The 22905-nt window shown below is 57.4% G+C and carries 17 protein-coding genes and 1 riboswitch; of the genes, 7 read left to right on the forward strand and 10 right to left on the reverse strand.

What is annotated here, in order from left to right:
* Positions 1-587: 587 nt before the first annotated feature.
* Positions 588-1514 (reverse strand): alpha/beta hydrolase, encoded by a 927-nt coding sequence (locus ACR0CG_RS10530; protein ID WP_480524670.1) that lies wholly within the window; start codon positions 1512-1514, stop codon positions 588-590.
* Between the two features lie 226 nt (positions 1515-1740).
* Here ACR0CG_RS10530 and ACR0CG_RS10535 point away from each other — a divergent pair, with 226 nt between their 5' ends.
* From ACR0CG_RS10535 to ACR0CG_RS10545, 3 genes are all read left to right on the forward strand, one after another.
* Complete coding sequence (locus ACR0CG_RS10535; RefSeq protein ID WP_480524672.1) at positions 1741-2778, forward strand: endonuclease/exonuclease/phosphatase family protein; 1038 nt, start codon at positions 1741-1743, stop codon at positions 2776-2778.
* A gap of 445 nt (positions 2779-3223) precedes the next feature.
* Complete coding sequence (locus ACR0CG_RS10540; RefSeq protein WP_480524674.1) at positions 3224-4930, forward strand: hypothetical protein; 1707 nt, start codon at positions 3224-3226, stop codon at positions 4928-4930.
* On the forward strand, positions 4927-6018 hold the full coding sequence (locus ACR0CG_RS10545) for a transporter substrate-binding domain-containing protein (RefSeq protein WP_480524676.1): 1092 nt from the start codon (positions 4927-4929) through the stop codon (positions 6016-6018). Before ACR0CG_RS10540 ends, ACR0CG_RS10545 begins: the two co-directional genes overlap by 4 nt.
* Positions 6019-6029: 11 nt before the next feature.
* On the opposite strand, the gene ACR0CG_RS10550 is transcribed toward ACR0CG_RS10545, so the two are convergent.
* The 4 genes from ACR0CG_RS10550 to ACR0CG_RS10565 all read right to left on the reverse strand — a co-directional run bounded on the left by ACR0CG_RS10550 (position 6030) and on the right by ACR0CG_RS10565 (position 10325).
* A complete protein-coding gene (locus ACR0CG_RS10550) occupies positions 6030-6722 on the reverse strand; it encodes a thiamine ABC transporter ATP-binding protein (RefSeq protein WP_480524678.1) in 693 nt (230 codons plus the stop codon).
* Positions 6709-8256 (reverse strand): ABC transporter permease family protein, encoded by a 1548-nt coding sequence (locus tag ACR0CG_RS10555; RefSeq protein WP_480524679.1) that lies wholly within the window; start codon positions 8254-8256, stop codon positions 6709-6711. The genes ACR0CG_RS10550 and ACR0CG_RS10555 overlap by 14 nt, the downstream gene beginning before the upstream one ends.
* Complete coding sequence (gene thiB, locus ACR0CG_RS10560) at positions 8232-9212, reverse strand: thiamine ABC transporter substrate binding subunit (protein ID WP_480524681.1); 981 nt, start codon at positions 9210-9212, stop codon at positions 8232-8234. Before thiB ends, ACR0CG_RS10555 begins: the two co-directional genes overlap by 25 nt.
* Positions 9213-9244: 32 nt before the next feature.
* Positions 9245-9349: riboswitch (TPP riboswitch) on the reverse strand.
* An 85-nt stretch (positions 9350-9434) separates the two neighbouring features.
* Entirely contained in the window at positions 9435-10325 is an 891-nt protein-coding gene (locus tag ACR0CG_RS10565; RefSeq protein WP_480524682.1) for a LysR substrate-binding domain-containing protein, read from the reverse strand.
* A 115-nt stretch (positions 10326-10440) separates the two neighbouring features.
* On the opposite strand from ACR0CG_RS10565, the gene ACR0CG_RS10570 reads away from it, so the two are divergent.
* From ACR0CG_RS10570 to ACR0CG_RS10585, 4 genes are all read left to right on the forward strand, one after another.
* Positions 10441-11979: a trimethylamine methyltransferase family protein gene (locus ACR0CG_RS10570; protein WP_480524684.1), complete on the forward strand. Its 1539-nt coding sequence runs from the start codon at positions 10441-10443 to the stop codon at positions 11977-11979.
* 61 nt (positions 11980-12040) lie between these two features.
* On the forward strand, positions 12041-14452 hold the full coding sequence (locus tag ACR0CG_RS10575) for a GcvT family protein (protein WP_480524686.1): 2412 nt from the start codon (positions 12041-12043) through the stop codon (positions 14450-14452).
* Entirely contained in the window at positions 14449-16860 is a 2412-nt protein-coding gene (locus ACR0CG_RS10580; RefSeq protein WP_480524688.1) for an FAD-dependent oxidoreductase, read from the forward strand. Before ACR0CG_RS10575 ends, ACR0CG_RS10580 begins: the two co-directional genes overlap by 4 nt.
* 3 nt (positions 16861-16863) lie before the next feature.
* Positions 16864-18522 carry a thiamine pyrophosphate-binding protein gene (locus ACR0CG_RS10585; protein WP_480524690.1) on the forward strand — a complete coding sequence of 553 codons (1659 nt, stop codon included), beginning with the start codon at positions 16864-16866 and terminating at the stop codon, positions 18520-18522.
* Between the two features lie 266 nt (positions 18523-18788).
* On the opposite strand, the gene ACR0CG_RS10590 is transcribed toward ACR0CG_RS10585, so the two are convergent.
* The 5 genes from ACR0CG_RS10590 to ACR0CG_RS10610 form a co-directional block, all read right to left on the reverse strand.
* Positions 18789-19502, reverse strand: coding sequence for a sulfotransferase family 2 domain-containing protein (locus ACR0CG_RS10590; RefSeq protein WP_480524692.1), 714 nt, complete (start codon positions 19500-19502; stop codon positions 18789-18791).
* A 158-nt stretch (positions 19503-19660) separates the two neighbouring features.
* Complete coding sequence (locus ACR0CG_RS10595; protein WP_480524693.1) at positions 19661-20251, reverse strand: hypothetical protein; 591 nt, start codon at positions 20249-20251, stop codon at positions 19661-19663.
* Positions 20252-20620: 369 nt separating this feature from the next.
* Positions 20621-21382 (reverse strand): ABC transporter permease, encoded by a 762-nt coding sequence (locus tag ACR0CG_RS10600; protein ID WP_480524695.1) that lies wholly within the window; start codon positions 21380-21382, stop codon positions 20621-20623.
* Positions 21379-22125 carry an ABC transporter permease subunit gene (locus ACR0CG_RS10605; RefSeq protein WP_170617150.1) on the reverse strand — a complete coding sequence of 249 codons (747 nt, stop codon included), beginning with the start codon at positions 22123-22125 and terminating at the stop codon, positions 21379-21381. Before ACR0CG_RS10605 ends, ACR0CG_RS10600 begins: the two co-directional genes overlap by 4 nt.
* 9 nt (positions 22126-22134) lie before the next feature.
* Complete coding sequence (locus ACR0CG_RS10610) at positions 22135-22899, reverse strand: transporter substrate-binding domain-containing protein (protein WP_170678949.1); 765 nt, start codon at positions 22897-22899, stop codon at positions 22135-22137.
* Positions 22900-22905: the final 6 nt, after the last annotated feature.

Below are 22905 nucleotides of genomic sequence, written 5' to 3' on the forward strand. Positions count from 1 at the left end.
GCAGAGTTGTGCATAGATTACACAGTGTTGCGTAGTGTGACCAGTCGCGTAGCTACTTATAGTTCTTCGTAGTGCACACTCGTGTCACGCATATACAGGGGGATGACCGACATCTGCCCGGCAGCTGTGCATTGCAATATCCCCCTGTTTGGATTTGGGCGGGGGAGTGTTGAAGCGACTACGTAGGGCTGCAACGAGCTTCGGAAGGCCGCAACATAGCACTCCCGACAAGGTCACCGACGCAACGGTCGAGCGTTTGCCGACTCCAATCTCGGTCGTGTTGTCACTCTCACGTCACTCTGGTCACTCGCATGACAGCGCTGGCGTGCGCTTCGTCAGGCATCAATGGCACACGCGGTTGAACACACGGACGCGGCGTGCGACACTGCAATTGTCAGTGCAACAAGGGCCGCGCGCTGTCGTGCAGTCGACGTTCAGTGACAGACACCGGATGACAGAAGCATGCGCTGGATGGGTGTGCACTGTCTTCGGGAGGCAGGGGTCGGAGGTTCGAATCCTCTCACTCCGACCAATAAAACCCTTAGCCCCTTTTGAATTTTTCTTCGATAGATCTGGTTAGGTCTTACTCAAGCCAGTAACGCCAGGTCATGGCCGGTGGTTTTTTTGCGCGTGGCCATGGACTTGGCGTCCTTGCCACCAATAGTCAGGGTGAGGTCTTTGAAAAACCCCTTACTGTCGAACCACCAGCGATGGGAATAGACTTTGGTTCGTTTTGGCTTCGGAACGTCTCGCTTGTATTGTTCATTGCAGTAGATATCCCAATGGCCTTTGGTGGTTAGCGTTGGCATCCCGACGTGGCCTGCGCGGTCGCGTCCGCCGTGGACCAACCCGCCGGCCAGCGCCAGCACCTTGTCCCGACCGCTATAGTAATTCGTGAAGCGTTTACTGCGATTGCCAAGCACCAGCCCCCCCCACGCGCCTTTCTCGAGCCAGGCGGAATCCACATCGGCCGATGCAAACATGACCTGATCGACGCCCCAGTTGCCGCTTCCAGAACCCGCTGAGTCACCAAAATCGGAGAAGGCGCGCAAAACAACAAATGCCCCCATGGAATGCGCGATAAGATGAACCTTTGGGCGCGGCGACATGGCCAGCAACGGCAATATTCCGTCGCCCACAAGATGAGGGGCCACTGCCTTGGCGTCGGAACGATCCTTGTCATAGCTGAGAACAGAACCGTCGCTTGGCCAGTCGAACGCAACGACCGCGCCCTTATATCCTTTTGATCTCACACCCTTTTCGATCTTGGCCAGCCGGTCCAGCATTTCCTTCTGCGACGTGTTGAAACCGTGAACGTAAATCAGGACGTCTTTGTCACCTCCTGCCTTCTGCACCATCTCAAGCCACTTCTTTTGCTTGATGATGCCTCCTTTCCGGATACGCCCGTCGGAACTTGTATGTGAGATCGAGACGTACCGGGTTTTCGCGGCAGGTTTTATCGTGAACTTCTTTTTTGAAGCGTTATAAGTGCGCCGGGAGAAAAACAAAGCCATCCTGTGAACTCCTTTTAACCAATTCATAAAATCTGCCACAGAAAAGCGTTTCTGGCAAAATATTGGAGAACTTCTGATACTATGTAACCGTGCAACTGACCCGAAGCCTGCGAATTTCGGACAGCTGGCCGCAGAGTTGACACCAGGACCCGACTGCCCGGGAATAAGAGTATTCGAGAGGGATCTGTTCCAAAGAAATTTCTATCTAAATACCTTGGAGGGAATAATGACCGCGCGAGATATTTCATTTGCCAGTTTCAATTTGTTGAACCTTCACCTGCCTGGTCAGGCCATCTATGGCGACTCAGATGGATGGGATCAGGCCACCTATGAAAAGAAGATAGCGTTCACCGCGAAGGCGCTGAGCAGAATTGATGCGGACGTGGTCGGCGTGCAGGAGCTTTGGGCCGAGGACGCGCTGCAAGCGGCGCTGGACAACTCGTCCTTGACGGGAACCCATACACTGTTGGTACCCGAGGATCACAATGACAAGAAGATCGTATGCGCCGCCGCTGTGCGTTCGGACATTCTGGTGGATCAACCAGAATGGATCGAAGATTTTCCCGAGGAATGCGTTTTGCAGTCGACAGGAGATGATCCGCAGCAACCTGATATTTCCGTGGCGCTGGATGGCTTTTCCCGCCCTGTCATGCATTTTCAGGTCCGCCCCGATCCTCGGACACCGGTTATTCATGTGTTCGTCTGCCATTTCAAATCCCGCCGCCCGGCCCAGATCTGGCGCGAGCGGGGTTGGTACGACCGGGAGGTTCACGGCCCGCATATCACGTCACTGGGCTATGCTATCTCGACCGTGCGCAGGACCGCCGAAGCGGCCGCTTTGCGCGTGATCATAACCAACCTGACAAAGAAAACGGATACCCCTGTGGTTCTGATCGGCGACATGAATGACGGCAAGGAAAGCAACACGCTCAATATTCTGTCAGAACAGCCAACCTACCTGTCGCCTCTGTCTTCGGGAGGAGCCGACAACGCGCTTTATACCGCGCAAACCATGCAGGAATACCGTTCGACGCGCGACGTATATTACACGCATGTGTTCAAAGGACAGCGCGAAAGCTTGGACCACATCATGTTCAGTCAGGAATTCTACGACAATTCGAAGAAGCGCCTTTGGGCCTTTGACGAGATGCTGGTGCAGAATGATCACCTGAACCATGACGATCATAAAGAAAGCGGAACCACGGATCATGGGATTATTCGCGTGGGTTTTCAGTGGAAGCCTGCGCCCGGCCAAGGCAGTTGATATTGTTTGGTTTCCGGGTACTTCCTGACCATTTTTATGGCCATATGGGATCACGCCGGATTCGCCACCCGGCTACCTGGATAGCTTTTTTGGCACTTCCACAACCTGTGCCATTGAACGCGGACAACCATAGCGGCTTGAGACGGCATCGGTGTAATCAGGCGGAACGCTCCCCCTCAGGTTGCGTAATTGCAAGTTTTATGTTATGTTTTTAGATATTTAGTATGAACATTTGATCGGCGCAGCCGTTTTTTAGTTTTTTTATGGAGTGACTGATGCGGTATCTTGTTGTTATCATTTTGATATTGGTTGCCGCGAACGCGGTGATCAAAGAGTCTGCGGCCTACGCCAATACTTCCTGCAATCCCAAATATGAAAAATGCGGCTGGTAGTGCGGTTACGCGAAACTCTTTGATTGACGCAACAGAGTCGGGGAACCGAAAACATGGGCAACTATGCTGTTTGGGCCATCGGTCTGGGTGGGCTGATACTGCTGTTCGAGGCGTACAAGGAATACACAACCTCTGACGCCGTGGACAATCTGAAATCCAACAACCAGGCATCTCGTAAAGAGCTTGAAAACGTCCGAATGTCGGCACTGACCACCAAGGCCGAAAACCGGCGTGGTCTGGCGATATATATGGTGTTTTTTGTCGGCATCTACTTCGTGATGCTGATGTCGCCGGAACTGATCGCGACCTTTGTGATGGGCAGCAAGGAAGCGACGGCTGCGACAGGCGGGTCCAACGTTGTGGCCCGATCCATCGTTAACCCCGAGGCTGGTACGGGGCCTGCCGTTGATCCGCGTACTCTGCCGTTCTGGCTGGCCATCGCCATCACCTTTGGGGCCGCTTCGCCCACCTTTCAGGTCATCGAGCGCAAAATCCGCGCCATCGCCTATTTCTTTGCCGGTGTGCCCAGAAACATTTTTCGGGTGCTGCAATCTCTCGAAGATCTGAATTACGGCAGCTATGGGGATGGCGAGACCCTGCCGCTGTGGAAAGCTTTTCGCGAGAAGATCGCGGCAAGCAAGGTTGACCCGATCATGGATGGAATGGTGCAAAGCATCGAAAGCTCGTTGCGCTGTATCGATTTGCTGCAACCGCCAATCATCGGGCCGCAAAGCTCGGCCTTCCGGCAATTGTTCAACGAAGAAACCCCTCTGGCGCGGATCGACGACCTGCGATCACGGTACGCCAGCATTCTTGGCCGCATTGCCAACTTCAAGCTGGAAAAAGACACCTTGCAGAGCCTGCAGGATGAAACCGCAAAGCTGGCGGACTCGATGCAGTGTCTGTTTGCGCTTTATTCGATCAGGTCGCGCAAAGTGCCCGAAGCGCTGATGAACACGCCAACGGCACAGATCATCGAAAAAGTGACTGGTGAAGACACCGCGCAATCCCTGCACGACATCACGCTTGCAAGTATTTTCGGGGCGGTTTTCAGCTATGTCCTGGTTGAACAGGTGGCCATGTTCAGCAGCAACGTAAGCGATGCGACCGAATTGCGCGAAATCTGCGCCGCCATGCTGATCCCCCTGATCCCGTCACTTATCCTGCTGGCGTTTCTTACCATACTGCTGCGGCATCTCAGGATGGATCAGGGCAGCTGGCCCCGCAGTGACGATATACAGATTCCGTTCTGGGACTATGCCAAGCTTGCTTTCTGGCCCGCCTTCCTGGCCACGGTTCTCTATGGTGCGATAACCTGCATCGGCGCGGATGGTGTCGTTCGACACGCGCTGGACGGTGACGGCAGCGCTATGATCACAACAGGCCTGAATTTCCTGAAGGATGAAATCGAACAGTTGCCGCGTATCTTTTTGCTGTCTTACGTGACGGCCTGCGCCCTGTTGTTCCTTGCGGATCAGCATGACCGGATGCGCTGGTTCGTGACGGTCGGTATCGCCCTGGTGGTATCGGCATTCCTTCTGATGGTGGCAAATCTGGCCGCAAGCCTGTTCAATATAGTCCCCCCGGCGACGGGTCTTGGCCTGCTGGACATCGCAATCATGGTAACGCTTCCCTATTCCATTTTCCTGGTCTTTTACGCAATCGCCGCCGAACTGGCTGAAACCGGGTCGATGAAGAAAATCCTGTCAGTTGTCGGCACCCGCATCCGCGAGCCCCAGAGATCGGATGGTCGCTCATGACACGCCCTGCTGTTTTGGCGTTCGCCTTGGCGGCTTTGACCTGGCAAGGCACTGCCTCTTCTGTCACGGCCGAAGCGGATCTGATCGTTGGGGTGCGAACGGACGCCCCGCCTTTTTCGTATCTCGCGGTGCGTGATCGCGAAGGACGTTTGACCAGCGATACGCCGCCTCTTGCGTCGGGTGAGGTGTTCACTGGCTACATGGTCAATATCTGCGCCACGGTCCTTGAAGAACTGCAGAAGTCCCGCGATTTCACCGTCGAATGGAAGGCTATCGAGGCGCGGGACCGGTTCACCGACCTGCAAAGCGGCAAAATCAACATTCTCTGCGATCCGGCCACCATTACCCAAGAGCGTTTGTCCTATCCCGGCGTGCTTGTTTCCCCGCCGGTCTATCTGTCTGGTGTCGGAAGGGCGGAGACGACGCGTGACCAGTGGGCTGGTCACTGGCCCTGTATCGGCCCGGTCGCAGGGATCGTGGAAGGCACCACGGCACCGCGTTCTATTAGGCTGATTGCAGAAAAATACGGTTTCGGCGAGACATTCTCGGAAATCGTCAGAATGCATCCGGATGTAGACAAGGTTGTTCTCAGCGACGATGAGAAAAAACGCCTGACCGATTGCCCGGATGCCATGGCTGGGTTGACGTGGGATGTGGGTTCGCTTGCTAAATATGTCAGCGCCGATGCGGCCGATACAGATCCTGACGCTGCCTATGTTGTCCGCAGTTACCCAAACCATGAAAAACTGGCGCAAGCGCTGTGCGACGGGCAAATCTATTACTCGGTTGGCGATCTTGAGATCGTGACGCTGGCATTGAAGTCCTACATTGAAAGAAACCCGGACTGTCAGGCCCGCGCGGACGCTCAGGTCTATTCCGAAGAGCGCTATGGCATTTTCGTCCACTTGTCAGATCAGATGAACAGTTCGGACCAACTCGCCTTGGCGTTTCTGCAGCAGCTCACGATCGAGATCCACAAGGGTCACGATTCAATCCTTGTGCGAAGTTTTTCGGATAATTTTGACCGCAACAAGATTTCACGCTCCTTGGATCTGTTCCTGTGGAATCTGGTCGCCGGGGCCAACTGACGGCGGACGTGTCACCCAAGATAGTCTCGCAGCGCAGGCGGCGGGTTATCAAAAAGTGTGGATGTCTCGGTGACCGGGTGCGCCAGCCCATCCGCCACCAGAACCGAATGACTTGCGATCCGTCTTGCATCCTGTGGATCATGGCTGACCATCATCATTGTCGTTCCGGCCTCGGTCGTCAGGGCAGAGACAAGATCCAGCATTTCCGCCTTGAGCGCCGGTCCCAGAGCGGCAAACGGCTCGTCCAGCAACAGCAAAGGCCGCTGTTGTACCAGCACGCGGGCAAGGGCAACACGGCTTTGTTGACCGCCCGACAATTGTGCCGGTCGCCGGTCCGCCATATCGGGCAAACCAACACGATCCAGCGCGGAATGCACCTGTGCCCGCTCATCGGCTGACAACCGGCCGTTCGGATGCAAACCCAGGGCGATGTTCTGGCCAGCGGTCAGATGAGGAAACAGGTTCCCATCCTGAAACAGCATCGCCAGCGGGCGCTGCCTCGGCGGTAATCCGGTAATATCGCTGCCGCGCCAGTAAATTTGCCCCGCGGCCAGATCGCGAAACCCAGCAATCGCTTCTAAAAGGGTCGACTTTCCCGCACCGGAAGGACCAATGATCGCAACCCGTGATCCGGTTTCGATTTGCAGGTTCGCGCGTAATACGAAATCGCCATTTGAAATCGCACAGCCATCAAGCTTCAGCATGCCAGCGCCCTCCTCGATCCAAAAGCCAGAATGCCCCCATCGAAAACGCCAGCAGCAACAGGGCGCCACCGGCCGCTGCCTCCATCTGATAGGCACCCATCAGGCGGTAAATCTGAAGCGGAAGCGTGGCAATTTGTGCATCGGCAAATAGTGCGATGACCCCCAGATCCCCCATGGAGAGTGCCGCCGCCAGACCCGCGGCAAATCCGATTTGCGGTCGCAGGCGGGGCAGCAGAATGCGTGTCACAAAACTCCATCTGCTCATATTCAGTGACAGTGCCAGACGACCGTATTGCGCAATAATCTCGCGCGTCGATGGAACAAGTATCCTCAGGGCAAAGGGCAACGCCATGACGGCATTCACCAGAGCCGTTACAGGCAGGGCCAGAACAGTAGGGTTGGCAAGTGGGCGAATCAGGATGAACAGCCCGGTGCCGATGACCAGAGGTGACGCCGCCAATCCAAGAATACCGCAGAGTTCAACGATCCCGTATCGCCCGGTTGCAACCGTCATCGCCATCGGCAGGGCCAGAAGCAGCAGAACGACGGTGCTGGCTGCCGCGACCAAAACGGATATCAAGGCCGCCCGGTACACCAGCACCGGTATCTCGAACATTCCCGAAAGTCCGGAGATCACGACCGAGGTCAACGGCAGCAGGAGAAAGGCCGCCGCTGCGCTGATCCAGAAGGCATCAGACACCCGCGTCCCTTCATCCCAGCGTCGGATCGAACGATCCAGCCCGGCGCCAAACCCGTCACCCCTGGAAAACCTGAGCGCTGCCAGGGCCGCCACCGCGGTCAGAACCAGTTGCACCCCGGACAGAAGCGCGGCGCGACCCAAATTGAAATCATAGGTAAAGGCCTGGTAAATAGCGAGTTCTATCGTGGTCGCGCGTGGTCCACCACCCAAAGTCAGGGCAACGGCAAAACTGGTCAGGCAAATGGCAAAAACAACGGCCAGAACACCGGGCAGGATACGCGCCAGCATAGGCATTTCGATCAGCCGGAACATGGCCCATCCGTTGCAACCCAACTGGGCGGCCAATCGAAACCTTTCGGACGGGACCTCCTGCCACCCCTGCAAGATCAGGCGCGTGGCCAAGGGGAGATTGAAAAAGACATGCGCCAGAACCACGCCATGCAGCCCGTAGATGCGGATCGGCGGTAGCCCAAAAACCGCTAGAACGTCTGAAATCCAGCCCGCTCGGCCGAAAACCTGCAGCAAGCCGATGATGGCGACGATGACCGGCAGAATGAACGGCGCCCCCAGCAGCGCGATCAGAACCGCCCGCCCGCGAAAACGCCGCCGGGCCAGCGCGCGGGCGACAGGAACGGCAAGCCCTGCACTGAAAATGGCGGACAACACCGCCTGAACCAGCGTGAACCGAAGGGCTGACCAATCGGCCGGTCCGAACCCACTTGCGGAATCGGCGCGCAGGGCAACTGCGGCGAGCGTACCAAGAATAAGCACGGCAACCAGTGTCGCCGCGCCAATACCCGGCGTCGGATTTACTGGCTGAGCGCGCCCAGCCATTCCGCCAACGCCTCGTCCCGCACAGCTGCCGCCTGATCAGAATCCAGCAGCAAAGATTTTTCCGGTACGGTCAGTGTATCAAACCCTTCGGGCAGGCCCGCCGCAGGCGTTACCGCCGGATACATCCAGTTTGTTGTCGGGATGATCTGCTGGAAGGCATCCGAAACCATGAACTGCAAAAACTGGTCCGCCAGTTCAGGCTGATCGGTTCCGGCCAGTTTTCCGGCTACTTCGACCTGCATATAGTGACCTTCGTCAAATGCGGCCGCCGCCTTGCTTGCATCTTCTTCAGCGATCAGGTGATAGGCAGGTGATGTGGTGTAACTGAGAACCATGTCAGCCTCACCCTCAAGAAACAGTCCATACGCCTCGGACCAGCCCTTGGTGACGGTCACGATATTGTCGGCCAGTCCTGCCCAGATTTCGGGGGCTTCGTCGCCATAGGCGGCTTTGACCCACAGCAACAGGCCTAGCCCTGGCGTGGATGAACGCGGATCCTGAATGATGATTTTGGTATCACCGTCGGCCAGCTCACGGAAACTGGCCGGTGCTGGTGCGTCGGCATTATGGACAAACGCGAAATACCCCCAGTCGTAAGGCGCGAATACGTCATCGTTCCATTCTACGGGCAAAGTGTATTCGGCGCTGACCGAACTGGGCGCAAACAGGCCGGTTTCCTTTGCTGCCGCAATCAGGTTGGTGTCCAGACCCAAGACGACGTCTGCATCCGAGTTTTCACCTTCCAGACGGATGCGCGACAGCAGGGCGGCACCGTCTTCCACACCAACAAGGTTCAGTTCGCAGTCGCAGACCGCTTCGAATGCTTCCTTGACCTGTGGACCCGGACCCCAATCCGAGACGAAGCTGTCATAAGTATAAACGGTCAACTGAGGTTTGTCGGCGGCGATAGCCGAAGTCGCGCTCAGAATTCCCGCAGCAATCAGCAGATGTTTCATGTCATCCTCCATTGCGGCGAGAGGGCAAGGATGGATGAAACCGTCACCTTTCCCTCCGCCGGTTCTAGCCGGTTCAGGTTCAACGGGTTCGCTATGGGCGTCTCAGCGCGGCATTCCGCGCACCCCGAGGTGAGGCCGTGATTAGGGTGATGTCGAAACAATTTCAACCAAATTCGCCCTTCACGCTTCACTGGCATGAAGGATGCCTATCAACTGGCGGGATCAGGGCAGATCAGCCTGCGAGCCCAGGCTTTGAACCTGCAGCCATTCAATCGCGGCTCGCGGCTCGCGTCGCGATCGGCCAGGTCCCGTGCTCTCGACGAAGTAACCATGAGTGGGTGTGATGCTTTCATCAAACAGACGCACGACGCGACCTTCGGCCAGATCCTGATCGATCAAGGGCAGCCAGCCGACAATCGCGCCCTGCCCTTCTGCGGCACCCCGCAGCAGAACATTGGCATCTTCAAAGATCGGACCACGCAAAGGGCCATCGACCGTGACATTCATCGCCCGGAACCAATCGAGCCAACCCCAGTGGTTCCTTTGATGTAACAGGGGAAGCTGCAACAGGTCTTGGGGCTCATTCACCGGGCCGTGCTTCAGGACAAATGCCTCCGACGCTATGGCAACGGGGGCGAGCTCGATCAGCTTGATCGCGGTTTCGGGCATCTCGGCCATTCGTTCCCAGCGGATCACGATGTCGATGTTTGCCCGGTTCAGCGTGCCGGGTTGATAAGAAGGAACCACCTCCAGCTCGATCTCGGGGTGGTCGTCCCAAAAATCACCGATCCGGGGCATCAGCCAGCGGGCAGTGAAAATCGGCCCCGCAGCAAGTCGGACCACCTTGCGGGAGCCGCGGCGAACCGAACGCACCGCGTCATCCAGAATTTCAAATGCCTGAGCCGTTGCTGCCGCCAGACGCCTGCCATCTTCGGTCAACGCGACCTCGCGCCCGGCCCGTTCAAACAGCTTGACGCCCAGCTGCTCTTCCAGCCCTCGATTATGATGGCTGATCGCCGTGGGTGTGACTGACAGTTTCTCAGCCGCAATTCGAAAACTGCCCTGGCGGGCGGCTGCATCGAAGGCGCGAAGGGCGGGAAGAGAGGCGGTCACGAATTTCCCTAATGTAAGTTTTACTCATCAATTGCTGAGAAAATGGCTTTTGTAAACAAGCCCTATGGCTGTGTAGGCTGACTTTGAATGAAGCTGAGCTCATGATAATAGGCCCATGTCTACGCGCCGGCGCGGTCGCAAGGACCGTCTGACACAAGATAACAGCGACGAGGCCAGCCCTGCGGTATGGCCGGGTGTGGTTGGCGGGTGCCTGGAACCGCTGTCCCCGAATGAAGTCGCTCAGACCGAAGAAGCCGCATTACTGCTGCTTGAGACCCTCGGACTAAGTCAACCGACCCCATCCATGGTCGACAAGGTGACGGCAGCGGGCGGGACGCTGGGCGATGACGGACGATTGTTGTTCCCGCGCGCCCTTGTGCGCAAGTCGATCAAGCAGGCAAGGCGGAACTTTGTCCTTTGCGGGCAGGTTCCTGAAAACGATCTGCGGATAGAAGGCACGCGGGTCCATATGTCCACCGGCGGCGCCGCGCCGGGTGTCTTCGACATCGATACGGGCCACTACCGCCCTTCAACCCTGGCCGACCTGTATGATGCCGCCCGACTGGTCGACAGGATGGAGAACATCCATCACTTCAGCCGTCCGGTCGTTGCGCGTGACGTTGACCCTGCTGCGGCAATGGACCTCAACACTGCTTATGCCTGCCTGATGGGCACGTCCAAGCATGTTTCCGTCTCGATTACCGAACCCGAAAACGTCCCGGCCATTGCCCGCCTTTGTTACAGGATCGCAGGTAACGAGGCCGCCTTTCGCGCGCGACCGTTCCTGACTGTCATGGTCTGCCATGTTGTGCCACCCATGCGGTTCGCGGACGAGGCTTGTGAAGTGCTCGAGGCCGCTATTCTTGCGGGTTTTCCGGTGCAATTGATCAGCGCCGGACAGGCCGGGGCCACAAGCCCGGCCACATTGGCCGGGTCACTTGTACAGGCCGTAGCGGAAACGCTCGCCGGATTGGTTTTTGCCCGCCTGGTCGATCCGCAGGTTCGCGCGATTTTTGCACCCAAACCTTTGGTCGCCGACCTGCGCACCGGGTCGATGTCTGGTGGCGGAGGGGAACAGGCGATCCTGATGGCGGGTGCCGCGCAGATGGGGCGGCATTTCAACCTGCCCACTTCGTCCATAGCCGGGATTACCGACGCCAAGACACTGGATTCCCAATACGGGGCCGAGAAATGCCTGGCAGTCGCCATGGCGGCGCATGCGGGATCGAACATTGTCACGCAGGCCGCTGGCAGTCATGCCAGTCTTCTGGGCGTTTCATTGGAAGGCTATGTCAGCGACAACGACCTTTTGGGCAATGTGCTTCGAACAATCCGTGGGATCGAAGTTACGACCGACAACATTGCAGCGCAGGTGATCGCCGATGTGTGTCGGGGTCCGGGTCACTACCTGGGTGAGGTTCATACCTACGACCGAATGAAATCGGACTATTTCTATCCTCATGTTGGCGACAGGCGCACACCGGTTGACTGGCAGGAAGATGGCGCGCGTCCAGTCGGTGAAGTTGCGAAAGCCAAGGCGCGTGAGTTGCTTGCAAATCATTTCCCCTCACACATTCCGGATGCGGTCGATCGCGATGTGCGACAGCAATTCGACATTCGACTGAGCCGCCGCCGGATCGGGAGAGAGCCATGACCGGTCGTACCGCCGGCGCTTTCAGCGCGTTCGAAACAAGAACATTCCATGGGGATGCTGCATGACTCTGCCCCACCATGCGCGCACCATCGTGATAGGCGGAGGCGTCATCGGGTGCTCGGTCGCCTACCATCTGGCCCGTGAGGGTCGCAAAGACATCATCGTGCTCGAACGGTCCAAACTGACCTCGGGCACCACATGGCATGCGGCGGGTCTGGTGCGTCGCTTGCGCCCGTCGGCCACTCTGACAAAGCTGATCAACTATTCGATTGACCTATATGGGGCGCTCGAACGTGAAACCGGGCAAGCGACGGGCTGGGTTCAAACCGGGTCGCTGACGCTGGCCACAAATGATGATCGCCTGATCAACATCAAACGTCAGGTTTCACTGGGCCGTGCGTTCGGGCTTGAGGCCGAAGTGGTCGATGCGGCCCGCGCGCAGGACCTATGGCCTCTGATCAAAGTAGACGACGTCCTGGGGGCAGTCTGGTCACCCGCCGACGGCAGGGTCAACCCATCCGATGTTGCTCTGGCGTTGTCGAAAGGGGCCCGGGCGCGCGGTGTGCAAATATTCGAGGACACCAAGGTAACGGGCCTGCAAAAAAAAGGCGGTCAGATTGCAGCCGTCGAAGTCGGTGACCACCTGATCGAAGCTGAAGAGGTGGTGGTCGCATGTGGACTGTGGTCCCGCGAAGTGGCGGCCATGGCCGGCGCGCACATGCCCCTTTACGCCTGCGAGCACTTCTACATGCTGACCAAGCCGCTGCCCGAAGTGCAGGCGCTTGGGCCGGGCGCACATCTGCCGACACTCAACGATCAGGATGCGTTCCTGTACGCCCGCGACGATGTCGAAGGGCTTCTGGTGGGTTCATTCGAAACCCATGCCAAAGGCCTGCCGCTGGATCGCCTGCCTGCTGATTTCAGCTTCGACCTGCTGGACGAAGACTGGGATCATTTCACGCCAATGATGGAAAACGCGCTGCGACGCATTCCCGCGCTGGAGCGTGCCGAAGTGCGGATGCTGCTGAACGGTCCTGAGAGTTTCACCCTCGACGGCCAATTCATGTTGGGCGAAAGCCCGGATGTTCCTGGCCTGTTTCTCATCGGCGGGATGAACTCCACAGGCATCGCGCTGGCCGGGGGCGCGGGCAAGGCAATGGCCGAGTGGATCATTGCCGGCGAGCCAACGATGGAACTGGCCGAAGCCGATATCCGGCGGTTCAGCCCAGAGATGAACGTACTGGGCGCGCTGGAGGCGCGAATTCCCGAAGTTCTGGGACGCCACTACGACAATCCCTACCCCGGGCGCTCGATGGAGACTGTGCGGGGGCAGCGTCGCTCGCCTGTTCACGAGGGGCTGGTGGCCGCAGGGGCACGTTTTGAATCCCGCGGCGGATGGGAACGTGCAGTGCATTTCGGCGGTGAAGCCACCCACTTGCCGCTGACCTTCAGTGTGCCCACATGGCGCGAGCAGGTCGGCCGCGAAGTGGCCGCCTGCCGCGAGGGTGCCGCCATTCTGGACCAGAGTGCGTTCGGCAAGATCATGATCCAAGGCCCCGATGCCTGCGCCTTTCTGAACCGGCTGTGTGCGGCGCAGATGGATGTTGCCGAGGGTCGGATTGTGTACTCGCAAATCCTGAACAAACGTGGCGGGATCGAGAGCGACGTGACGGTTCAGCGGCACGGCCCGAAAACCTTCCTGATGATCACGGGTGCAAGTGAAGTTGTGCGTAACCTGAAAAGGATGCGTGAAACACGGGGCATGTATCGCGTTGAGTTTACTGATGTAACCAGCGGATATACCATCCTGGGTCTCGCCGGGCAAAGGGCCTGCGATGTTCTTCAAACGACCACAAACACTCCCCTGCCCGATCTCAAGAGATTTCAATTCAGGCCCGCTGAAATCAGCCTCGCGCGTGGCTGGGTCGGGCGCCTGAGCTTTACCGGCGAAGAAGGGTTCGAACTCTATATCCCTGCCGAAATGGCGATGGCCGCGCATGAGGCGCTGGTGAGGGCCGGGGCGACCCATGCTGGTCTCTTTGCTAGTGGTTCTTTGCGGATTGAAAGCGGCTTTCGGGCCTTTGGCCACGAACTGACCCCCGGCACCACACCCGTCGAAGCCGGGCTTGCGGCCTTTTGCGCATTTGGCTCTGGTTTTGTGGGTGAAGATGCGCTGCTCGAGCTGGAAACGAAAAAACGGATCGTTTCGCTGCTGTTTGATGATCCGGCCGCGATACCGATCCACGATGAGCCGATCTATCTGAACGGCCACGTCATCGGGCAGATAACGTCTTCGGCCTGGAGTTATCGGTTCAACCGATCTGTGGCCTTGGCAGTTGTGCACGATATCCAGCGGTCTTTCGAAGAAAAATCCTGGACTGCGGACGGCACGCTGCCTGTTGAAGTTGAAATCGCCTGTGTGCGGCTTTCGGCGCAGGCCACTTTGAAACCCGCGAAGGAAGCATTTTCGTGACGGACGTGACGCGCACCACCCGTGTCGCCATCATTGGCGGCGGTATCATGGGGGTCGCTGCGCAGTTTCAGCTGGCCGAAAACGGCTGGACAGATACGATTCTGTTCGAGAAAGCGGAATTGACAAGTGGCTCGACCTGGCACGCCGCGGGGCAGATCGCTCACGCCGTGAGCAGCCGTATCGCGGGATGGACCAACAAGACCTCGATCGCAACCTACAAGCAGGTTGAAAAAGAAACGGGCCAAAGCATCGGCTGGCATGAAGTCGGCGGTTTTCGCATTGCCACCACCGATGATGAGGTTGACTGGATGAAATCCATCATGGGTGTGGGCAAGATGCTCGATCTGCCGATGGAACTGGTCGGGCCGGATGAGGTTGCAAAAGGCAATCCGTTTTACAAGGTCGACAACGTCAAGGCGGCAGTCCGGACGTTCGAAGACGGACATATCGACCCGTCCGGCGTGACCCAGGCGCTGGCAGCGGCATCCCGCACGCGTGGGGCCAAAATTGACCGCCGCAATCAGGTTCTGGGCGCAAGCCGACGAGGGGACATTTGGCTGCTGCGCACGGAAAATGGTGAAGTACTGGCCGAACACGTGGTGATCGCCGCAGGCAGCTATGCCAATCAGGTTGGAGAGTGGTTTGGTTTGAAAATCCCCTCGGTCTCGTGCCTGCATCACTATCTGGTCACTGATGCCGTGCCTGAATTCGAAAACCGCCCGGAACTGCCGGTTATGCGCGACAACGCCTTTGGCGGGTATATCAGACAGGAACAGAAGTCCGGCCTGATCGGAATATACGAAGGCCATGTTTGCCCAACCGTCTGGACAATGCCGCAGGGTGCGCCCTGGAAGGCCGAAAATGAACTGTTCGAGGCCGATTTCGACTCGATTGGCGACTTCCTGATGATCGCCTTTGAAAGAATGCCTGTCCTTGCTGATCTGGGCATCAAGCGAGTTGTTCGGGGTGCAATCACACACACACCCGACGGGGGGATGCTGGTTGGGCCCTCGGGTGCGCCGAATGTCTGGCTGTCCTGTGGGTCGTCTATCGGCCTCGCGTGGGGCGGCGGTGCGGGCAAGGTGCTGGCCGACTGGATGGTTCACGGCGAAACGCAGATCAACACAAGGTCGATGGACCCGCGCCGTTACGGCGATTTTGCCAGTGACACCTTTATCCTCGAACGCACCAAAGATGAATTCATGCGCCGCCATGACACGCCCTGCCCTGGCAAGCAGTTCACGTCCCTTCGCCCGATCAAGCGACATCCGCTGTATGATCGGTTGGCCGCCAAAGGCGCGGTTTTCGGCGAGATCGCAGGGTGGGAACGCCCACGGTATTTTGGCATGCCGGGTGAAGTCGAGCAGATAGGCTGGGGGCACCAGCCATGGCACACCAACGCGATGGCCGAGGCGCAAGCAACCCGTGCGTCTGCTGGCGTAATTGATCTATGCGCATTTGCTCAGTTCGAAATTACCGGCCCGGATGCCTGCAATCTGCTGGGCAGGTTGTCTGCAAACACAATCCCCTCCCGCGACGGAGGCATAAGCCTGAACCACCTGTTAACGCCCAATGGACGGTTCGAAACCGAGATGACGATCTGGCGCATTGCCCGGGATCGGTATTTCACAGGCTCCGCAATAGCCCGCGCCAAACCGGACTTTGATTGGATCCGATCGCACATTCGGCCAGGCGAGGACGTGCGGATGATCAACCGAACTTCGAACTGGGGGATGCTGGCCCTGTCCGGTCCGAACTCGCGCAAAATCCTGCGTGAACTTACCGACGTGGATCTGTCGACTGCCGCCTTCCCCTGGTTGTCGGGGCAGGAAATCACCGTGGCGGATGTGCCAGTCTATGCCTTGCGAGTATCTTTTGTTGGAGAGTTGGGTTGGGAGACTCACGCGCCACTCCACCGGACCGCGGAGATCTATGATGCGCTCCACGCGGCAGGTGCCGGGCACGGCCTGATTGATTTTGGCAGTTACGCCTTCAACGGCATGCGAATGGAGAAGGCTTACCGCGCGTCGGGCGAACTGACCACCGATGTCGGTCCGCTGGATGTCGGTTTGGACCGTTTCGTGCGTGCAGAGAGACGCGATTTCATTGGGCGGAATGCCTTGTTGGCCCACGTGCCGGAATGGGAACTGCTTTATTGCGAACTGCACTCAGATCGTATCGACATTCATGGCGGAGAACCCGTCCTGCATAACAGCGTTGTTGTCGGCCTGACAACGTCGGGTGGATATGGTTACACGATCGGAAAATCTCTGGGCTGGCTGTTCGTGCGCAGGGGTACGGCGCGAAGTGGGCTTTCGGTGCAGATTCTGAATCAGGACATACCCGTTACAGTCCATGACGAAGCGCTTTTCGACCCAAAGAACCTGCGCCCCCGATCCGAGGAGTAAATGATGACCACGATCAATGGCGGTGAGGCCGTCTATCGCGTTTTGAAGGCCAACCGTATCGACACGGTATTCGGATTACTCGGCGGCTCGATGCTGGAACTTTACGACGCAATGTATCGCGGCGGCGATATCGCCTATATCGGCGCCCGCGATGAACGCGCGGCCGGGCACATGGCGGATGCCTGGGCGCGCATGACGGGCAAACCCGGGGTTGTCCTTGGCGCGCAGGCCGGCCCCGGCGTGGTCAATATTGTAACGGCGGTGGCCGAAGCTCATCTGGCCTATTCACCGCTTGTCGTCATAGCGGGGGCGATCAGCCGGTCCGATCAGGCCAAGGATACGTTTCAGGAAGTCGACCAGGTCGCGTTGTTTGCTCCGATCTGCAAGCGTTCGGTGATGGTGACCGATCCCAGCCGACTGGCGCCAATGCTCGAAGATGCAATCCGACTAGCAAGTTCGGGTAGACGCGGGCCGGTGGTATTGCATGTCCCACGCGATCTTTTCGCGGCCCAGGTTCTGTCCATTGCGCCGGAGCCCGTCAAAATAGCCCGCCCCGGCCCGCCTGCACCCGAGGATGTGACCGCGATAGCCAGACTGCTGTCCGGCGCAAAGCGCCCGGTGATTTTCGCAGGTGCCGGTTTTAAGTGGAGTGCCGGGTGTGACACGCTGACAAGGCTTGCCGAAACGCTCGAGATTCCGGTGGTCGCGTCGACGGGTCATGCGGATGTCATGCGGCATGGTCATCCCTGGTTCGCCGGACAGGCGGGGCCACGTGGCAATCGCGTCGCCTCGCGCCTGACCAAAGAGGCAGACGTTATGATCGTTCTGGGCGCGCGGTTGGGGTTCAACTCGACCTTTCACAGCAATGACTATGTCGGGGCCGATACCCGAATTGCCCATGTCGATATCAAAGGGTCCGCCGTCGGTCGCTATTTTCCGGCTGAGATCGCAGTTCAGGCAGACGCCTGCCAAACGGCCGTCGCATTGACCGAAAAATGTTCAAAGCCCGCCGCTGATCCATGGCGTATTTCTTTTCAGGACGACATGAAAACCTTGCGTGCTGAACGCGATGAGGAGGCCAGAATCGCCACGCGGCCAATGCACCCCAGACGCGCCTTGGCGGAAATTCGGAATGTCCTTCCCGAGACTGCAATTGTAACGCTGGATACCGGCAACACGTGTCTTCAGGCAGCAGACCGCCTGGTCCACTATGCACCCAAGTCACTGATTACACCGCTGGACTTCGGATTGGTCGGTTTTGGTCTTCCGGCGGCTATTGGCGCCAAGGCCGCCGCCCCGGATCGACCGGTCGTGGCAATCATGGGCGACGGCGCGATCGGATACACGATGATCGAAATTCAGACAGCAATCTCATATGGATTGCCGATCGTGGTCGTGGTCCTGGATAACGAGGCCTGGGGAGCGGAAAAAGCGTATCAACAGGAGTTTTTCGAAGGCCGTCTGCTTGGTGCCGAAATCGCCTCGCCCCGGTTCGACCGGTTCGCTGAGTTGTGTAGCGGCAAAGGAATCTGGATAGAGTCGCCGGAGGATCTGAGGCCAGCCCTGACCAGCGCATTTTCCAGCGGGGCAACAACTGTTATTCACGCCAAGATCGACGCCAAAGCCCTTACGACGTTGCGCAAGGATTTGTTTCAAAGGTGATTTGCAGAGGGTCGTTTGAAGCCAGCCAAATTCCAGGGCTTAGCGAATTGATGGCACCAGTTTGGACCCATCTTGACCTCGTGGCGCTCCCATGACGGCGGGTTCCAGACGCAAGCTCTGCCGAACCATTTGTTTGATCGGGTTGACTACGGTCGGGATTGAACCTGCCTAAATTAAGGCACCGAGTCGGAGGATTCTTGCGCTTTGCGCGAACTCAATGCCCGGGTAGAAACCAATTCTATTTTACCTTCAGTCACCCCTTGGGGCTACAATTTTCGGAGAGAGAAGTTCTTCTTGCGAACCAAGCCGTCGTTGAAATCATACCCGAAATTCTCAATGTCGCGGATGTAAACCTCACCAACCGCTTTACTGCTTTCATCGGAATAGTATTCCCGGTAATCCCGCCTTTTCGATTTCTTTCGATGCTTGAAGAACATACGCCTGCTGCCAATTTCCCGAAGCACGACTTTTAGGTCTTTATCGAGGGTTTCGAAGCGGCCCAGGAAATCCAACGGCATTTCACCGTCGTCATTTACGAGAAAACTGGATTGGGGTTTGAAATAGGGTATGTCGAGGTACTTTGAAGGTTCTTCCGTGAATGAAGACAGGAAGCTCTCGAAATCGGGGTGATTGGCCACCAGTTCCAGTTCCTGACGCCGCGCGATGATATAGTGATAGGCCGAGACCAACCTGTCCCAAGGATTCCGAACAAAACTGAACTTGAAGTAGTCTGCCGCCTCTGGCCCCAATTGCTCGAGATGCACAAATAATGACGAGTGCTTATCGACCGAAGGAGAAGGATCATGTTTCGTAAAATTCAGGAGGTTCGGGCGGCGCAAAATTGTTGAAACCGTCGATCCCGCAGTTTTTGGAATATGAATGAATACGGTCTTTAGCGTGGGATAGATTGGCACCGAATTGCTACGCCTCCTTGCAGACAACGCGTGGGGCGCAAGTGCTCCGAAGGCCTCGCGCAACATGCGCAAGACCAATGGTACACTCAGACGGGTGGCAAGAAAAGCATATCGATATCATGCAGATACCATGTGCCGCGCCTATCTAATGGAAAATCCACGCGACGCCCTTGCCGCGCTGCCCGGACCGCATGATCGAATACGGGCCAGTGGCCCGCTCCGATTCAGAACCTGTAGTTCAAGGAAAATGAAAGCGTGGTTACACCTAAATCTTTAAAGTCACGTTCAAAATCCGAGTACTCAGAATAGACCAACTCGGCGCCAAGCGTGATCTCCTCGCGGATGAAACGTTCATAACCAAGAGACACGAAATAACCATCGCCTTCGCCAGGGTTAATATCGCCGCTGGCGTGCGTGTCGAGTTCAGCATAGCCGGCGCTGGCGTAGTACATGTTCAACCCGCTGTCGATGCCGCCGCGCGCGCCAAAACGCTTGTATGAACCCAGTTCGAAACCAGGGTCAATGTCCAGATTCGTCCGGGTGTATTGCAGGAAATACCCGATTATGACCTTGCCGAAATCGTAGTCCCAGCCGAATTTCGCGCCGTAGATCGGACCGCTGGAGCCTTCCACGTCGGGGGCATAACCAAGTTCCAAACCAACGGAAAAACCTGTCCAGTCGACGCCGGATGCAGGGAGTACAGCTGGCTTTTGGAACGGTGCCATGACACGGGAAACTTCAGTATCACTCGCCATTGAAGCTGCCGGGTACATCGCAGCAAGGACAAGGGCGACGGCTTGGGTGCGAATAGTCATTTTGATCATATCCATAGCAACTGAATTAACACCTTACCTTAGCGCAGATGCCACGTAATGTTCCATGTGGGACCCGGAAATCCAGAAAATTTGCCATGGCTGTTGTGTCAATACGGCAATGGTCGCGGAACACAAAAGCCCCTGATGCGCTCTGCGTCCAAACGCTTACTCGAATGCCGTGTTGCCGCTGGGTCAGCAACCGTCATTCTTCAAAGAGTTGACCATTGTTCGGTTCTTTACAGCCGCCTGGAAGTGAGCGGTTGTTTTCTTTGGCAGATCTTTAACGGACAAGACTTGGCAAGAAAACTGAAGCAGGCGAAACGCTTACGTAGCCTAAAGTCGAGTTTATCTGAAAAGCGTCAAAGCGATTCAAACCCCTTCGAACCGCCGGAATGCCAGAGCAATCAGGCCCGCAATCGCCATATAAACCAGCGCAAGCAGCAGCAGTGGTTCGTAAACGATAAACGTGTCTGCCCGAACCCGGGAAGAAACTGCATAGATCTCGACCACTGTTATGGTCGCCACCAATGGCGTTGCCTTAAGTTGCAGAATTGTTTCGCCACCCAAAGTCGGCAGCACGTTGCGGACTGCCTGCGGCAACCAGATCCGGCGGAACATGGTGAAACGAGGCATACCAAAAGACTTTGCGGCCTCAAGCTGCCCTTTCGCCACCCCGGAAAACGCGCCGCGCATTACTTCGCCCTCATAGCCCGCGAATGACAAGGTTAGCGCGAGCACTGCATAGGGCCACGCCTGGCGCAGGTACGGCCACAGTTCCGATGCACGGATCCAGGGAAACTGGGGAAACAGAGAGCCCAGCCCATAATACAGCAACCAAATCTGCAGCAGCAGCGGCGTACCGCGAATTATGGTGCAGAATACCCGAGCTGGAGTGGCCAGATACCAAGGCCCGACCGCCTGCGCCAATCCAAGCGGCACAGCCAAAAGAAAGCCCAGAACAGTTGTAACAACCAGAAGCCAAACCGTGGTCCAAAGACCTTGCAGTGCCAAGGGCGCATATTTTGGGATCCAGTCCCAGCGTAGCGAAAACGCGCACCAGATCACCAATGCCGCAAACAGAAGCATCATAACGATGCGGTGCGGTTGCATCAGGGCTTTAAAGGTTGTCATGCGGCGTCCCCTTTCAGCGAAGGTTGACCGCGCCGTGCCCATTTCTCAATTCGGGCAAAAACCACACCCGAAAACAGGGTCACCATCAGATAGAGGAAGCCCGCCGCCAGAAAGAAAGTGAAATAGGCCCGAGTGCTGCTTGCCGCCTGCCTTGTTTCCAGGGTCAATTCACTAAATCCGACAACGGCCAGCAACGCCGTGTCCTTGGTTGCGATGAGCCACAAATTGGCAAGCCCCGGCACCGCAAACCCCATCATCGCGGGTATCGTTACCCGACGCATGATCATGAAAGCTGGCATTCCGTAAGACTTTGCCGCTTCGATCTGTCCCACCGGAACAGCCTTGATGGCACCGCGCAGAACTTCGGTGGCATAGGCCCCCTGTACCACGCCCAGCACCCAGATGCCTGCCGCGATACCGTTGATTTCAACCCGGCCTCCGCCCACCGCCTCAGAAATCTTGTTGATGATATCACTGCCGACGTAATAGAGGATCAGGATCAGCACCAACTCAGGTACCGCCCGGATCACAGTCGTGTAGATGGCGAGAAGGTCGCGTGTGACCTTCCCGCCGTATAGCTTTCCGTAGGCTCCGAACAGCCCGATTACCAGCCCCATCCCAAATGCGCCGAAGGCGATCTGCAGCGAATTGGCAAGCCCGCGCAGCAGGTTGCCTCCCCAGCTTGACAGCGACAGCAACTCGGCGCTGGCGCCGAGGCCCAGTGTCTCGAACAGTCCGGTCACAGCAGCGCCTTAGTAGATGCTGGTCGTGAAATAGCCCGCGGTGATTTTCTCGTGGGTTCCATCTGCCAGGATCGCCGCGATCCCTTTGTTGAGCGCCTCCAGAAGCTCGGTGTCGCCTTTGCGCACACCGGCACCAACACCACGGCCCAGGATCGCCGGGTCATCCGCAACGGCACCCTTGATCTCGCAGCAGCTGCCATTGTCCGAGTTCACGAAGTCGGCCATGGCAATGCTGTCCGCCTGGGTCGCGTCGATGCGGCCCGCGAACAGGTCCTGATTGGCCTCGTCCTGCGTTTGGTAGACCTTCAGCTCTGCGTCCTTGAAGTATTCCTGCGCGTAAGCCTGGTGAATGGTCGAGGCCTGGATGCCGACTATCTTGCCCGCCAGCGACTCAGGGGTCGGTTCAATGTCCATCGACTTGTCCGCCACGATCACCGCCGGGGTGTTGTAGTAAGGGTCGCTGAAATCAATGGTTTTCAGGCGCTCTTCGGTTATTGACATCGAAGCCATGATGGCGTCGATCTGCTGGCCGGTCAGCGACGGGATGATGCCGTCCCATGCGACAGGTGTGATCACACAGTCCAGTTCCGCCGCAGCGCAGACGGCACCAATCACCTCAATTTCCCAGCCGACCCAATTGCCCGAGCTGTCGGGCGAGGCAAACGGAGGATAAGGCTCGGCTGCGATGCCAATCTTGACCTGTTCAGCGGCAGCGGCGCCTGCAGTCAGAACAGCCACGGCAGAGGCCGCAGTCAGAAGTGCTTTGAGTTTCATAGGATT

This window comes from Ruegeria sp. AB8 (assembly GCF_056542605.1).

Coding starts and splice junctions, on each gene's coding strand:
- ACR0CG_RS10530 (WP_480524670.1), bottom strand. CDS start 1,514: ATGGCTTTGTTTTTCTCCCGGCGCACTTATAACGCTTCAAAAAAGAAG.
- ACR0CG_RS10535 (WP_480524672.1), top strand. CDS start 1,741: ATGACCGCGCGAGATATTTCATTTGCCAGTTTCAATTTGTTGAACCTT.
- ACR0CG_RS10540 (WP_480524674.1), top strand. CDS start 3,224: ATGGGCAACTATGCTGTTTGGGCCATCGGTCTGGGTGGGCTGATACTG.
- ACR0CG_RS10545 (WP_480524676.1), top strand. CDS start 4,927: ATGACACGCCCTGCTGTTTTGGCGTTCGCCTTGGCGGCTTTGACCTGG.
- ACR0CG_RS10550 (WP_480524678.1), bottom strand. CDS start 6,722: ATGCTGAAGCTTGATGGCTGTGCGATTTCAAATGGCGATTTCGTATTA.
- ACR0CG_RS10555 (WP_480524679.1), bottom strand. CDS start 8,256: ATGGCTGGGCGCGCTCAGCCAGTAAATCCGACGCCGGGTATTGGCGCG.
- thiB (WP_480524681.1), bottom strand. CDS start 9,212: ATGAAACATCTGCTGATTGCTGCGGGAATTCTGAGCGCGACTTCGGCT.
- ACR0CG_RS10570 (WP_480524684.1), top strand. CDS start 10,441: ATGTCTACGCGCCGGCGCGGTCGCAAGGACCGTCTGACACAAGATAAC.
- ACR0CG_RS10575 (WP_480524686.1), top strand. CDS start 12,041: ATGACTCTGCCCCACCATGCGCGCACCATCGTGATAGGCGGAGGCGTC.
- ACR0CG_RS10585 (WP_480524690.1), top strand. CDS start 16,864: ATGACCACGATCAATGGCGGTGAGGCCGTCTATCGCGTTTTGAAGGCC.
- ACR0CG_RS10590 (WP_480524692.1), bottom strand. CDS start 19,502: ATGTTGCGCGAGGCCTTCGGAGCACTTGCGCCCCACGCGTTGTCTGCA.
- ACR0CG_RS10595 (WP_480524693.1), bottom strand. CDS start 20,251: ATGACTATTCGCACCCAAGCCGTCGCCCTTGTCCTTGCTGCGATGTAC.
- ACR0CG_RS10600 (WP_480524695.1), bottom strand. CDS start 21,382: ATGACAACCTTTAAAGCCCTGATGCAACCGCACCGCATCGTTATGATG.
- ACR0CG_RS10610 (WP_170678949.1), bottom strand. CDS start 22,899: ATGAAACTCAAAGCACTTCTGACTGCGGCCTCTGCCGTGGCTGTTCTG.